This is a genomic window from Dongia deserti (assembly GCF_003574735.1).
In the GTDB taxonomy this organism is placed as follows: Bacteria; Pseudomonadota; Alphaproteobacteria; order Dongiales; family Dongiaceae; genus Dongia_A; species Dongia_A deserti.
Map to the genome: position 1 here is coordinate 184,441 of NZ_QORW01000001.1, position 12,310 is coordinate 196,750.

14 protein-coding genes are annotated in these 12,310 nt (G+C 61.8%); 9 read left to right on the forward strand and 5 right to left on the reverse strand.

Annotated elements, in window-relative coordinates; genetic code table 11:
* Positions 1 to 6 precede the first annotated feature (6 nt).
* Positions 7 to 1,251 (forward strand): glycosyltransferase, encoded by a 1,245-nt coding sequence (locus DTX69_RS00930; RefSeq protein ID WP_162916487.1) that lies wholly within the window; start codon positions 7 to 9, stop codon positions 1,249 to 1,251.
* Here the strand turns inward: DTX69_RS00930 and DTX69_RS00935 are convergent.
* From DTX69_RS00935 to DTX69_RS00945, 3 genes are all read right to left on the reverse strand, one after another.
* Positions 1,229 to 2,278, reverse strand: coding sequence for a methyltransferase (locus tag DTX69_RS00935; protein ID WP_119299612.1), 1,050 nt, complete (start codon positions 2,276 to 2,278; stop codon positions 1,229 to 1,231). The genes DTX69_RS00930 and DTX69_RS00935 overlap by 23 nt on opposite strands.
* Before the next feature lie 356 nt (positions 2,279 to 2,634).
* Entirely contained in the window at positions 2,635 to 2,883 is a 249-nt protein-coding gene (locus DTX69_RS00940) for a hypothetical protein (protein ID WP_119299613.1), read from the reverse strand.
* 80 nt (positions 2,884 to 2,963) lie between these two features.
* A complete protein-coding gene (locus DTX69_RS00945) occupies positions 2,964 to 3,260 on the reverse strand; it encodes a hypothetical protein (RefSeq protein WP_284735474.1) in 297 nt (98 codons plus the stop codon).
* A gap of 938 nt (positions 3,261 to 4,198) precedes the next feature.
* On the opposite strand from DTX69_RS00945, the gene DTX69_RS00955 reads away from it, so the two are divergent.
* From DTX69_RS00955 to DTX69_RS00980, 6 genes are all read left to right on the forward strand, one after another.
* Entirely contained in the window at positions 4,199 to 4,462 is a 264-nt protein-coding gene (locus tag DTX69_RS00955) for a cold-shock protein (RefSeq protein WP_119299616.1), read from the forward strand.
* Positions 4,463 to 4,506: 44 nt separating this feature from the next.
* Positions 4,507 to 4,698, forward strand: coding sequence for a hypothetical protein (locus DTX69_RS00960; RefSeq protein ID WP_119299617.1), 192 nt, complete (start codon positions 4,507 to 4,509; stop codon positions 4,696 to 4,698).
* Positions 4,699 to 5,078: 380 nt separating this feature from the next.
* Positions 5,079 to 5,288: a cold-shock protein gene (locus DTX69_RS00965; RefSeq protein ID WP_119299618.1), complete on the forward strand. Its 210-nt coding sequence runs from the start codon at positions 5,079 to 5,081 to the stop codon at positions 5,286 to 5,288.
* A 131-nt stretch (positions 5,289 to 5,419) separates the two neighbouring features.
* Positions 5,420 to 5,635: a hypothetical protein gene (locus tag DTX69_RS00970; RefSeq protein ID WP_119299619.1), complete on the forward strand. Its 216-nt coding sequence runs from the start codon at positions 5,420 to 5,422 to the stop codon at positions 5,633 to 5,635.
* 14 nt (positions 5,636 to 5,649) lie between these two features.
* Positions 5,650 to 6,795, forward strand: a complete 1,146-nt coding sequence (locus tag DTX69_RS00975) for an acyl-CoA desaturase (RefSeq protein ID WP_119299620.1) — start codon at positions 5,650 to 5,652, stop codon at positions 6,793 to 6,795.
* Positions 6,796 to 6,919: 124 nt separating this feature from the next.
* Entirely contained in the window at positions 6,920 to 7,846 is a 927-nt protein-coding gene (locus DTX69_RS00980) for a M20/M25/M40 family metallo-hydrolase (RefSeq protein ID WP_119299621.1), read from the forward strand.
* A gap of 38 nt (positions 7,847 to 7,884) precedes the next feature.
* On the opposite strand, the gene DTX69_RS00985 is transcribed toward DTX69_RS00980, so the two are convergent.
* Positions 7,885 to 8,565, reverse strand: a complete 681-nt coding sequence (locus DTX69_RS00985) for a DUF72 domain-containing protein (protein ID WP_284735475.1) — start codon at positions 8,563 to 8,565, stop codon at positions 7,885 to 7,887.
* Between the two features lie 68 nt (positions 8,566 to 8,633).
* Positions 8,634 to 9,875 carry a M48 family metallopeptidase gene (locus DTX69_RS00990; protein WP_119299623.1) on the reverse strand — a complete coding sequence of 414 codons (1,242 nt, stop codon included), beginning with the start codon at positions 9,873 to 9,875 and terminating at the stop codon, positions 8,634 to 8,636.
* Positions 9,876 to 10,400: 525 nt separating this feature from the next.
* Between DTX69_RS00990 and amrS the strand changes: the two genes are divergently transcribed.
* Positions 10,401 to 11,501, forward strand: coding sequence for an AmmeMemoRadiSam system radical SAM enzyme (gene amrS / locus DTX69_RS00995; protein WP_119299624.1), 1,101 nt, complete (start codon positions 10,401 to 10,403; stop codon positions 11,499 to 11,501).
* 171 nt (positions 11,502 to 11,672) lie between these two features.
* Complete coding sequence (locus tag DTX69_RS01000) at positions 11,673 to 12,308, forward strand: protein-L-isoaspartate(D-aspartate) O-methyltransferase (protein WP_407643967.1); 636 nt, start codon at positions 11,673 to 11,675, stop codon at positions 12,306 to 12,308.
* Positions 12,309 to 12,310: the final 2 nt, after the last annotated feature.

The window sequence follows — 12,310 nt, forward strand, 5'->3', positions numbered from 1 at the left end:
CCGGACATGGCGGGAACCGTTGTCGCGATCTTTTGCATGCCGGAGCATGGCCACTTCATGCTGCTCCGTGCGCTCATCTCCGGTTTCGTGCAAGCGGGATGCAACGTTCATGTCTTCACCCATCGTCGCTATGGCCCAGATGTCGAGCGCATGGGGGCAAGACTGGTCGATCTCTTCACGGAGCATCCGATCGAGCACGCGGACAGCGAATCGGTCCCGGTGCCGTGCCGCTACGTCAGCTTTGCCGCCTACTATGCGGAGGAGGTGCTGGAGAAGCTGAGGAGCATCCGGCCGGCGCTCGTGGTCTGTGAGACGTTCGCCGTGATCGGCCGATTGGCCGCCCAGCGGCTCGGCGTTCCCTTCATCAACGTATTGCCTGGCCACAACATCCATCCGCAGCGTTTCCTGCCTGCCCTGCATGTTGATCCGCGCGTAGCGATCTCGCAACGCTGTCACCGCGCGGTCGCCATCCTGCGCGAACGCTACGGAATGCATGATGCCTCGCCCTTCTCCTATATCGCCGGCCACAGCCCCCATCTGAATGTGTGCTGCCAGCCGCCCGAGTTCCTGACGGAAGAGGAACGCAACAGCTTCGAGCCGGTGGCATTCTATGGCTGTATTCCATCGCCGGATCAGAGTGAGCGGCCGAATGATGCTGCCCACACCTATTTCGCCGGTGGGCCGGACCGGTTCAGGATCTATGCGTGCTTCGGAACCGTCGCCCTCCGGTACTATGCCGACGTGGCAACGCGTGTCTTCGAGATGCTCTCGAACTGCCTTGCCGATATGCCTAAGGCCAGCGCCTTGATCAGCCTTGGCGGCGCGGCGGTCGAGGACGGGCTTATCCGCCGGCTACGCCGGCCGAACGTGGAGGTCGTTGAATACACCGATCAGCGGGCGGTGCTGGGAGAGGCGGACGTGTTTCTCACCCATCACGGGCTTAATTCGACTCACGAGGCCATCTTCCAACGTGTGCCCATGCTCTCCTATCCCATCTTCACGGACCAGCCCGCGCTCGCAGAACGATGCCGCCAGTTCGGGATCGCGGTTCCGCTTGCGAGTTCCGTGCGCGGGCCGGTCGTCGCGGACGATGTGCGGGCAGGCCTGGAGACTTTGGCCAAGGAACGGGAATCCATCATGGCGAGGCTGGAGCAAACAAGATCGTGGGAGCTGGACGTGATGGCGCAGCGCCCTGCAGTCCTCACGCGGATGCTCGAGCTGGCTCGGGCTAATTCGGCAGACACTCGATGATGCTGTACACCGGACCGGCAGGAATGATCCTCGAGACCTGCAGACCCGCATCCTTCAGCAGACCCGAGAATTCGCCCTCCGTGCGCTCCTGCGCGCCGAGGGCCACCAGCATGGTCAAGTCATGCTGTGACAGGGTCGATTGAAGGGAGATAGCTGCGCTTCGCTCCGACAGAACTGGCTCGATGACCAGGAGTCGCGCGCCCTCCGCCATCGCCCGCCTGCAGTTCACCAGGATTCGGGCACTTCGTTCGTCATCCCAGTCGTGGATTACGCTCTTCAGGATATAGGCATCCGCTTCCGCCGGAACCGATTCAAAGAAATCGCCAGGGACGAACGCGCATCGCCCGTCGAGATCAGGATGGTTCTTCTTGAAGTTCCCGGCCGCTCCCTCGACCGCAATCGCGAGGTCGAACAGAATGCCCGACGCTTCGGGATTTGCCCGCAGGACATAGGCGAGCATCTCTCCATGGCCGCCGCCGACATCTACAACCCGCTTCAGCCCCGAAAAATCGTAGGCTTGCATCACGAACTGCGCCGTTAAGCGGGTCAATTCGATCGTGACCCGGTAGAATATGGCGGCGGCTTCCGGATTGTTCTGGAGGTGCTCGAAACCATCCGTTCCGAACAGGTGCTTCCGGGCGCTCTTACCGGTCCTGACGCTGTATAAGAGGTTGCCCCAGACCGGCCAGAGATGGTGTCCCCACCACAGCGTCCAGGCTCGCAGCGAGTGCGGGGAGTCGTCCCGCAGCAGCGCTCCGAGAGGCGTCAGTTCGAAACTGCCGTCAGCGCGCTCGGCACAAATGTCGAGCGCGCTCAGAGCTCTCAGAAGGCGATGCAGGGAATGCGGATGGGCTTTCACGGATAGGGCCAGATCGGCGCTCGTCCGGGGCCCCGCTGCCAGAAGGTCCGCGAGCCGCAACTCCGCGGCCACATGAAGCGCCTGGGTCTTCCAGCTGCCCGTGAGAATTGATTGAAACCGTTCAACCAATTCCGGGGCATTGAGACTTTGAGGAGTTTCCGAACTCATGGGGGATCACGACACCAACTGCATTCCAGCCGACAGATATCGCAACGAACTGCGTTGCGGGGCGGACCACCAGCTCGGCGTTCGGCCCTCATCCCATCGAGCGAGGGCATTCAGCAGAGGCAGGTCAGTCAGCCAAATGATATCGGCCGTCCGGCCTCCAGGCGACAGTTATCCCGTCCGGGCAAAGACAAGCTTGCTTCTCACGGGCCCGGTCCCGTTGGAAGCCTCCGCTAAGGTGTTGATGTTCCAGTGCCCATTTCCATCCAGGCGATGCGCCCTCATGGTATGGACGGCGACTCCTGCCGTCCCGTGCCTTCGGCAGGGACTTGCGCGGTCGCCGCCAGCGCTCGCGTGGCTCAGCTCTGCGACTCTTCCCTTGAGTCCTTCTGCAGAAGGCAAGTTGCCTCGAAGTCATAGTAGTGGTCGACATCATCAATGACAGGAGGGCAGACCTCATAGATGCGGACTTGGTACGCCAGCTTGGCGCTGTCGCCAAGTTCGCGAAGGAACCGCTTGGGGTCGTTCGTGTGCGTGTATCCCAAGACCCTGGAGTCGCCATCGAGGGCGACAAGTTTCGACGTGGTTTGACGCTCAGCAGTAACCATAGTCCGCTATCTCCAGCGGCCGACGGCAATGCGCGCGGCATGGCCGCTCGGCAATCAGACGCGACGGCGTTGACGACGCATCAACCCTGCCCGGCTTTCGACAGCGCGCCTGCGCAGGCGGCTGCCAAGTCCCGGTCCGGTTGCTCGGCTGCCGGCATCGTCGCCCATCCAGTCTTCATCACGAAATCGCGCTGTTCATAGCTCGTCTTTATCGCGGCGAATTGCGCAAGCTTGGCTGTCGAGTCCGGGTCCAGCTTCGATTGACTGAGGCAGATTGGAATCAGTGCATCGATAACCGCAGCGGTGGACTTCTGGTCGGCCATGCGCTCAGCCGAGTTGCCCGTGTACCAGCCGCCCTGCGAGAAACCGAAGACCATGGTGGCGACTGCACCTACGATCGCACCAAGGATCGCGGGCTTCGTCCATGTCGGAACGTTCATTGAGAGAGTCCTTGCTCCGGAACGGTAGCATATCACCGTTCCTCCAAGCCATGATCATGCGCTCATGCTCTCTACAATGATACGGAAATCGCGGAACGTGGACGGTGGCCTTGTCAGGTGCTTGGTTCCGTGGCGTCAGACGGCGCTGCGGAACAGATAAACAAGCGTCACCACGATCAGGATCATGAGCGGCACGCCAACGGGAGGAGTAAACCAGGACTTCATCCGGTCATCCTCCAAAGAAGACATTCTGGGGGGAAGGCCGTGAAATAAGCCCCACGTTCGCCAGCGCGACAAAAAGGGCAAAGACGATCACCAACGTGGCGAGGCCATTCATCATGTGGGATAGCAAGAGTCTAAAGGTCATGTGCGGCTCCGAAGCGATGACATGCGTTCTAGGTGATCGGGCGCGCTGCGCAGCGGCCATGTCGCCGACGGCGAAGAAGCCACTGATCGAGTCAAGCAGTGCTAACTGTCGTGTGGAGCGGACCTGTAGTGGAAGGGCAGGCACGACATCGCGCGCGGTCCGACCGAAACACAGTACGCCCATTGGACTCGAAACACAAGGTTTCAACGGCTCGGTGGATGGCAAAGCACCAACCCGAACCCGTGATACGGCCACGGGCGAATTGGTGGATTCCTGAGCGTATCGAGGTGCCTAAGGACAGCCTCGTTCCACGAGAATAGGATCGGCACACTGAGAGCCGGCACTCGACGTTGCAAACGCAGGCGAAAGAGTTCATGGTGCGGCTATCCATCCCGTCAACGGGCTCGACCCGTTTTTTGCTCTTCGTGAGCAGATTCGGCTTCATCCGTTTCGAAGCACAACCGCCAAGTTGAGTGCGGCGGAGCATTTCCCTTTTGGAGGTTTCAGAATGAAGACTGGCAAGATCAAGTGGTTCAATGTCCAGAAGGGCTTTGGTTTCATCCAACCTGATGGGGCGGCCAAGGACGTGTTCCTGCATATATCGACGGTGGAGCGCGCCGGCATCGGCTTCCTGAGCGAAGGACAAGCGGTCAGTTTCGAAATCGTGAGAGAGCGCGGGAAAGAGGCAGCCGCAAACTTGAAGCTCATCCGACCGCAACAGCGGTGTGCGACTGTTCAAGTCCAAACCCCAACAAGGAACGTGCCGTCGTGAATAATGCAAGATTTCGGAGGTCCGAAGAAGTACGCAAACAGGCGATGACTGTCGCGCTCGAGGCGAAGGAGCGCGAGAACGCCGTGCTCCAGGAACGAGCGGCGATTTTCGCGATCGAAACACAAAAGGTCGAAAACCTGCGCGCCCTGCGCTTGGCCCGAGAAGCGGCGATGCAGGTTGAGGCACGTAAAGAGCTTGGGAAGACGCCGACCGCGCGCAAGAATCTCGCGGCGTGAGAAGCCAGTCGTCTCGGCCACTCAGATCGCAGAGGGGTGACGGCGGCGAGATCGGAATGGAGGATCTTGTGGCGGTGTATCGGTGCTCGCGGCTGCTCGGGCCAAGCAGATGAGTCGTAATTCCACAGCACCGCGGTGGGCTTTTGGAGCTAGGCCAAAGGCGTTAAGGAGCGTGGCCCAGGGCACGAAAGCGTGACGCGGGGAGCGAGATTAGCCCTTGCATTCCGAAGGGCAATCACCACCTATAGGCTATCGAGTTTCGGCCGAACGACTTGGCCTCGCCGCGAACAGCGCGCCTGACTGACGACCTCTCCCCAATTCTCGAGCTAACTGGCTGCGATAAGCGGCTTTTTCTAAACACGCACTAGAGGACTATCCCCATGAATACGGGAACTGTGAAGTGGTTCAATAACCAAAAGGGCTTCGGGTTCATTCAGCCGCAGGACGGCAGCAAGGACGTTTTCGTCCACATCAGCGCGGTCGAGCGGGCTGGCATGAGCACCCTGCGAGAGGGCCAAAAGATCTCGTTCGAGGTTGTCGCCGACCGCAAGTCGGGTAAATCGTCTGCCGAGAACCTGCGCGCTGAGTAACGCGCGCTGATGGCTATACGCTTGACCACGGATGTACTGGCAAGCTTAACGCTATCGAAACCCCGCGGCTGGCATCGTTGGCCGCGGGGTTTCCATTTTCGGGACGCGAGCACCGAAGAACAGGAGTTGTCATGACCCCGAAACCGAAGAATACCGAGGCCCGCGCGGCCAGGGAAGCGGAAAGGGAAAAGCGCGCCAAAGATGCAGCGCTGGCGATGCAGCAATACGAGGCGGAGAAGCGAGCCGTCCTCGACAAGACGGCACGCCTTCGCGCATTGCGCCTGGCCAAGGAGGCCGACGATGCCCTTAAACCCAAACCAAAAAAGCCGATCAAGAAGGCCAGCTAAGGACAACAGGTGAGATGCCGCGAGCGTTCGGGGACGACCATAACGACATCATCTATCCGTCAGCTCTGCCATTTCTGCTGGCTCATCTAGCCTGCTTTGCGGCGTTCTGGTCCGGAATCACGTGGCAGGCGCTCGTCCTCTGCGCAGTGCTCTATTGGGTGCGCATGTTCGGGGTCGTTGCGGGATATCATCGGTATTTCTCCCATCGCACATTCTCGACCAGCCGCGTGTTCCAGTTCATGCTGGGATTCCTGGCCCAGACGAGCGCGCAGAAGAGCCTGCTGTGGTGGGCGTCCAAACACCGCGACCATCACCTGCACTCCGACATGCCTCAGGACGTGCATTCACCGCGCCATACCGGCTTCCTCTATAGCCATCTGGGCTGGATCTTCGCACGCAAGCACGACAAGGCCGACCTGAGCAAAGTGGCCGATCTGGCGCGCTATCCTGAGCTGATGTGGCTGCACCGGTACGAGCTGCTGCCGGCGGTCGCCGTTGCGGGCCTCAGCTTCCTGATCGCGGGGTGGCCCGGCCTGGTCGTCGGATTCCTCTGGAGCACAGTGCTCCTTTATCATGCCACCTTTTGCATCAACTCGCTTGCACACGTGCGTGGCACCAGGCGATACGTGACGGGTGACGATTCCCGTAATAATGTGCTGCTTGCCTTCTTCACCATGGGCGAGGGCTGGCACAACAACCATCACGCCTACCAGAGCAGCGTCCGCCAGGGCTTCCGATGGTGGGAGATCGATCTCGCCTACTATGTCCTGAAGGTGCTGTCCTGGAGCGGCCTCATCTGGGATCTCAAGGCGCCGCCGGAGGCGGTCCTGCGGAACAACCAGCGCCTTGGCGTGCGCGTGCTTAATCGCGCGGCCGAACAGCTGGCAGCACGCTTCAACGCAGAACGGATCGCGCTTACCATCAGCTCGGCGCTGCATGGACCCGAACTGACCGAGCTGCAGAGGGCGCTCGGGCAAACGCGCCACCGCATGAGCGAAACGTGGGCGACGCTTCGCGTGCCGCATATGCCCACGCGGGACCATATCATGGCGGAAGCCCGCAGGATGTTTGCCAAGAGTCCGTCGCTCGACGACATCGTCGACCGGGCAGCCGAACTCATTCGCACATCCGTCGGCACACGGCTTTGCGCGGCCGGATAACGTCGGCGCTGTGGTGCACCCGCGCCAAAGCCGCGGGCCACGGATCCCGATAGCACTGCCACCCGTTTGATGCGACCATTGTGTCGGTGGCACAATCGCGCGGGCGGCTACTTTCGGGAGATGCATGAATATCATTCATTCCAAGAACCGCAGGGCGGCCAACGTTGACCCGGTCGTTGCGGACATCCTGGTCGAAGTCTCCGGCGAAAACCTTCGCGCGTTCGTGGAGAGGCTGGCGTTTCCGCGGCATTACTCCGCCCAGAACCGGGCAAATCGCAGGGCGCGGGATCTGCTTATGGAGCTCGCAAAAGACTTCGGCTATCAGCCGACGCTGCAGGGCGAGTTCGACAATGTCGTCCTGACCTCGACCGGCGGCGCCGACGGTCCATTCCTTCTGCTTGGGGCACATTACGATTCGGTGCCGAGCACGCCAGGAGCCGATGACAACGCCAGCGCGGTTGCGGTCTGCCTTGAATGCGCCCGGCTGATCCGGCGGCATAATCTCGGATCAGTCATGATCGTGTTCTTCAATCGGGAAGAGGATGGATTTCTCGGCAGCAAGGACTTCGTAGCTCATCTGACGCGGCAGGCTGCAGGTAGCGTCCGTGAAGCGCACATCTTCGAGATGGTGGGCTATCGAGACCGCGCTCCCAAGTCGCAAAGGATGCCGTCGGGATTGCCGCCGCTTCTCGCTCCAACGGTCGGCGACTTTCTCGGGCTCCTGGCAAACAGCGGATCAAACGCCATTGCCGAAGAGCTGGTAAGCCTCGCTGCGTGCTACGTTCCGCAGTCCCCCGTCGCCGCACTCAAGGTCCATCTGGGACTGGAAAAGGTCTTTGGAGATCTGAATCGCAGCGATCATGCGCCCTTCTGGCAGGCCGGCGTCCCAGCCATTATGTGGACGGATACCTCGGAATTTCGGAACCCGCACTATCATCTCGCCTCTGATACGCCTGACACGCTGGACTATGAATTCATGTGTGACGTGGCGCGGCTGGCGCTCGCGCGGGTCGCTTCCTGCGCCAAGCCCGACAATTCAAGTTCGGACTGACGCCGGCCTTGTCCGTCCGGTGGTCCCTGCCCAGCCATCTAAGGTAGATGGTTCCGAACACGCGCCTGAAGCCCGAGCGCATTGACCGTCGCAGAGCCGGAGGCGGTGTTGTCGAAGATGCACCAAATAGGGGCCTGGCCGTCGCACGTGGCGATCAGTTGGCGTGCGAGCTGCTCGAGCCGGTCTTCCGTGTATTCCGAATAATAGACGCGTGGCGACCCGTGTAGCCTGAAATAGATCAGCCCGTCCCATCCTCCAGGGACGGCAGCTGCATCGACGATTGCCGGATCCACGGCGGCCCGGGCGATTCGAAACTCCTTGAGCAGATCATCGGCCCGTCGGGTGAACCAACCGCGATGACGCGGCTCACAGGCCACGTTTCCATCGAACCCTGCCCGGAGCGTGTGAAAGAACGACCGGTGTAGCGATTCGTCAAAGGCAAGGCTTGGCGGCAGCTGAAACAGCAGCGGCCCGAGCTTGGCGCCGAGCCCGCGCGCTTGCGCCAGGAACGCGTCGAGGGCCGGGCCGGCGTCGACCAGGCGAAGGTCGTGCGTGATCGTCCGCGGCGCCTTCGTGGCAAAGGCGAAGCCCTCCGGGACGGTGGCCGCCCAGCGCCGGTAGGTCGATTGCCGATGCGGCCGACGGAACGAGTTGTTGATCTCGACCGCGGTGAAACGCTGCGCATAGCGTTCGAGATGGCTCCCCGCAGGCGGAAACAAGGGCGCGTGTTGCGTGGGGACGGTCCACCCGGCGCACCCGACGCGCATCTCCTCGGGCCTCGCACGTATCACGTTGCGAGCTTGGCGATCCGCTGGGCAGCGCTCGGGTGCGAGTGATTGACCGCCGAATAGATCGGGTCCGGCGTCAGGGTCGACGCGTTGTCGCGGTGCAGCTTGACGAGGGCCGTAGCAAGATCCTTGGCTCTGGCGTGGTTGGCGGCATAGGAATCGGCTTGGAACTCGTGCCGGCGCGAGACATAGTTTGGAATTGCCCTGAACCATGTCGAAACGAGCGGGAAGACCAGGAAGAACAGCAGCATGCCGGTCAGCGGCATGTCGCGCGCCATCGCCGGATCGATCCCGAAGCCTTCGTAGAACCAACGCTCGCGGAAAAGCCAGCCGAGGAACGCGAGAACAAGAAGACTGAGGCCGAAGTAGGCGACCACACGCCGCAAGACATGCCGCAGCTTGAAATGGCCCAGCTCGTGGGCAAGCACCGCCTCGATCTCGTCGGGCGTCAGCCGTTCCATCAGCGTGTCGAACAGGACGATCCGCTTGGAAGGTCCGAATCCGGTGAAGAAGGCGTTGCCGTGACTGGAGCGCTTGCTGCCATCCATGCGGAAGAGGCCCTTGGCGCGGAATCCACAGCGCTTCATGAGCGCTTCGATCCGGGCCTTCAGGGATTCGTCCTCCACCGGTTCGAACTTGTTGAACAGCGGCATGATGAAGGTCGGTACGATCAGCAGCGCCAGCACATTGAACGCGACGAAAATCCCCCAGAGAGCCAGCCACCACCATGAGCCCAGCTGCCGCATCGCATAGTCGGCCGCAAGAACGAGCGGCGTCATGAAGAGAATCGCGAGCGCCACGGACTTTGCGAGATCGATGAAGAAGAGCCTTCTGGTCATGCGGTTGAAGCCGAACTTCTCCTCGATCGAAAAGGTTTGGACATAGTCGAACGGCAGAGACACCAGGCTGCCGATGATTGCGATGGCCGCCACGAGGGCCAAAGAGCCCAGATAACCGGTCCCGACTGTCGTCGTGACGGTAGAGTGGATAAATGCGAACCCGCCTCCGACCAGGAGCAGGAGGCTCAGGACTGCACCAGCGGCGTCGCGTTTCATGCCGAAACGCTGCTTTGCCACGGTATAGGCCGCCGCCTTTCGATGATCCTCGCCAGACACCGCGTCGCGAAAGGCCGAGGGCACGCGCTCCTGATGGGCCAGGACGTGGCGGATCTGTCGGCGGCTCAGCCAGATGTCGAGCAGGAAGGCCGCGATGATGGCGACGGCAACGGCGGTCAGGAACACGTGGCAACCTCGATTGGTTCTATATCACCAAAGATAGCGCGAATGAGATCCCATGCGAACGCCGGTCATCCATTTTTTTTGGGATCCGCCGCTGAATCGGCAGCTGGCGGGTGGCTGCGACGACAGGTCATAGGTGTCGGACCTCGTCCTCCATGTGGCCCAGGGCAATCGCATGAATATCCATGTCAAGGAAAACGCCCCTTCCTCGCTTGCGGGGCAGAGCTATCGCATTTGCTGATGCACGTCGCATTTCTCCCTCCCCCAAGCTGGGGGAGGGCTGGGGTGGGGGTTGTTCTCTCCGCCGAAGATTGTGTCCAGCTGAACCGCCGTCGCCCCCACCCCAACCCTCCCCCGCCTCGGGGGAGGGAACTGCAGTTCGTGCTTCAGCAGCCATATGCGATAGCCCTGCCTCGCGGGGGAGTATTCTCGTCGTGGGTTCCTCATATGCGATAGCACTGCACGTAGCCCGGAGGCGCCGATGACGAGTATAATCCGAACAGATCACGAATAGCCGGTCGGCTTGCGATGGAAGCTCTGTCCTTCGACGGCGTTCCAGGACGCTATTGGCATCGGCTGGACGATGGCCGCATCCGGTGCGACCTGTGCCCGCGCTATTGCCGGTTGCATGAGGGGCAGCGCGGCCTGTGCTTCGTACGAGCCCGGTCGGGCGACCGTATGGTCCTCACCACCTATGGGCGCTCCTCGGGTTTCTGCATCGATCCGATCGAGAAGAAACCGCTGAACCATTTCCTGCCGGGCACGGCCGTGCTGTCGTTCGGTACGGCGGGCTGCAACCTGACCTGCAAGTTCTGCCAGAACTGGGACATATCCAAGGCGCGCCAGTTCGACCGCCTGCAGGAGAGGGCCTCGCCCGAGGCGATCGCCGATGCGGCCGTCACGAATGGCTGCCGCTCCGTCGCTTTCACCTACAACGACCCGGTCATCTTCCTGGAGTATGCCATTGATACCGCAGTGGCCTGCCGTGCGCGCGGCATCCGGACCGTTGCGGTCAGCGCCGGCTATATCTGTCCCGAGCCGCGGGTCGAGTTCTTCCGCCACATGGATGCCGCGAACATTGACCTCAAGGGCTTCACCGAGCGCTTCTACCGGAATCTCTGCTCGGCCCAGCTGGGCGCCGTGCTGGAAACGCTGGAATACTTGAGGCACGAAACAAAGGTGTGGTTCGAGATCACCACGCTATTGATTCCGGGTGAGAACGATTCACCGTCCGAGATCGAGGCGCTGAGCGCCTGGGTCATGGAGCACCTGGGACCGGACGTGCCGTTGCATTTCACGGCTTTCCACCCGGACTGGAAAATGCTGGACACACCGCCGACGCCGCCAGCGACCCTACGCATGGCCCGCACGATCGGACGTGCGGCGGGCCTGCACCATGTCTACGTCGGAAACGTCCACGATCCGGAAGGCGACAGCACCTACTGCCAGGCCTGCGGCGCCTTGTTGATCGGCCGCGACTGGTACGATCTGACAGCCTGGAACCTGACCGACGATGGCCGCTGCAGGGATTGCGACGTTCCCTGCCCTGGCGTGTTCGACGGCCCGCCGGGCGGGTGGGGTCACCGCCGCCGCGCGCTCTCCGTGCAAGCGTCGGGCTGGAGCACATAGTTCCCTCGGCGGTTCATGAGGCGGAGGTGCATCGGTCTGGTGCATGCGTGCTCTCGAGGATTGCACATGACGCGACTTTCCTGCCGGCTGGTGATCGCAGCCATGCTCGCCGTCTCGCTTGCGACAGCGGCGCCGGTGGCAGCCGATCAATACTCGGCTGTCCGGCTGGAGATGGTGCGCACCATCGAGGCCATCTCGGAGCAAGTCAGTGGTGGCGCGACACCGACGAGGCTTGATTCCGGTGTGCTTGATGCCATGCGTCGCACACCGCGCCACGCCTTCGTTCCGGCACATCTGCAGGACCTGGCCTATTCCGATCGCCCGCTGCCGATCGGCTACGGGCAGACCATCTCCCAGCCCTACATTGTCGCTCTGATGACCGATCTGTTGCGGCTGGAACCACACAGCCGCGCGCTGGAGATCGGCACCGGTTCCGGCTATCAGGCGGCAGTCCTTGCGGAACTGGGGCACGAGGTCTTCACGATCGAGATTGTCCCGGCCCTAGCCGACCAGGCGGCGAAACGGCTCTCCGACCTGGGTTATGACACAGTTCGCGCACGCGAGGGCGACGGCTATTTCGGATGGCCCGATGCGGCGCCGTTCGACGGCATCGTCGTGACCGCGGCGGCATCGCATGTCCCGCCGCCGTTGATCAAGCAACTCAAGCCGGGCGGCCGGATGGTGATTCCTGTCGGTGCTGCCTTCATGACCCAGCAGCTGATGCTGATCGAGAAGCAGGCGGACGGGACGGTCCGCACCGAGGCATTGCTGCCGGTCTCGTTCGTGCCGCTCACGAGCGCGCAGTAGCG

Excerpts from the sequence above, each read along its gene's own strand:
- DTX69_RS01000 (WP_407643967.1), top strand. The coding sequence starts at position 11,673 with ATGGTGCGCACCATCGAGGCCATCTCGGAGCAAGTCAGTGGTGGCGCG.
- DTX69_RS00955 (WP_119299616.1), top strand. The coding sequence starts at position 4,199 with ATGAAGACTGGCAAGATCAAGTGGTTCAATGTCCAGAAGGGCTTTGGT.
- DTX69_RS00935 (WP_119299612.1), bottom strand. The coding sequence starts at position 2,278 with ATGAGTTCGGAAACTCCTCAAAGTCTCAATGCCCCGGAATTGGTTGAA.
- DTX69_RS00965 (WP_119299618.1), top strand. The coding sequence starts at position 5,079 with ATGAATACGGGAACTGTGAAGTGGTTCAATAACCAAAAGGGCTTCGGG.
- DTX69_RS00930 (WP_162916487.1), top strand. The coding sequence starts at position 7 with ATGGCGGGAACCGTTGTCGCGATCTTTTGCATGCCGGAGCATGGCCAC.
- DTX69_RS00940 (WP_119299613.1), bottom strand. The coding sequence starts at position 2,883 with ATGGTTACTGCTGAGCGTCAAACCACGTCGAAACTTGTCGCCCTCGAT.
- DTX69_RS00975 (WP_119299620.1), top strand. The coding sequence starts at position 5,650 with ATGCCGCGAGCGTTCGGGGACGACCATAACGACATCATCTATCCGTCA.
- amrS (WP_119299624.1), top strand. The coding sequence starts at position 10,401 with ATGGAAGCTCTGTCCTTCGACGGCGTTCCAGGACGCTATTGGCATCGG.
- DTX69_RS00970 (WP_119299619.1), top strand. The coding sequence starts at position 5,420 with ATGACCCCGAAACCGAAGAATACCGAGGCCCGCGCGGCCAGGGAAGCG.
- DTX69_RS00960 (WP_119299617.1), top strand. The coding sequence starts at position 4,507 with ATGACTGTCGCGCTCGAGGCGAAGGAGCGCGAGAACGCCGTGCTCCAG.
- DTX69_RS00945 (WP_284735474.1), bottom strand. The coding sequence starts at position 3,260 with ATGGTCTTCGGTTTCTCGCAGGGCGGCTGGTACACGGGCAACTCGGCT.
- DTX69_RS00980 (WP_119299621.1), top strand. The coding sequence starts at position 6,920 with ATGAATATCATTCATTCCAAGAACCGCAGGGCGGCCAACGTTGACCCG.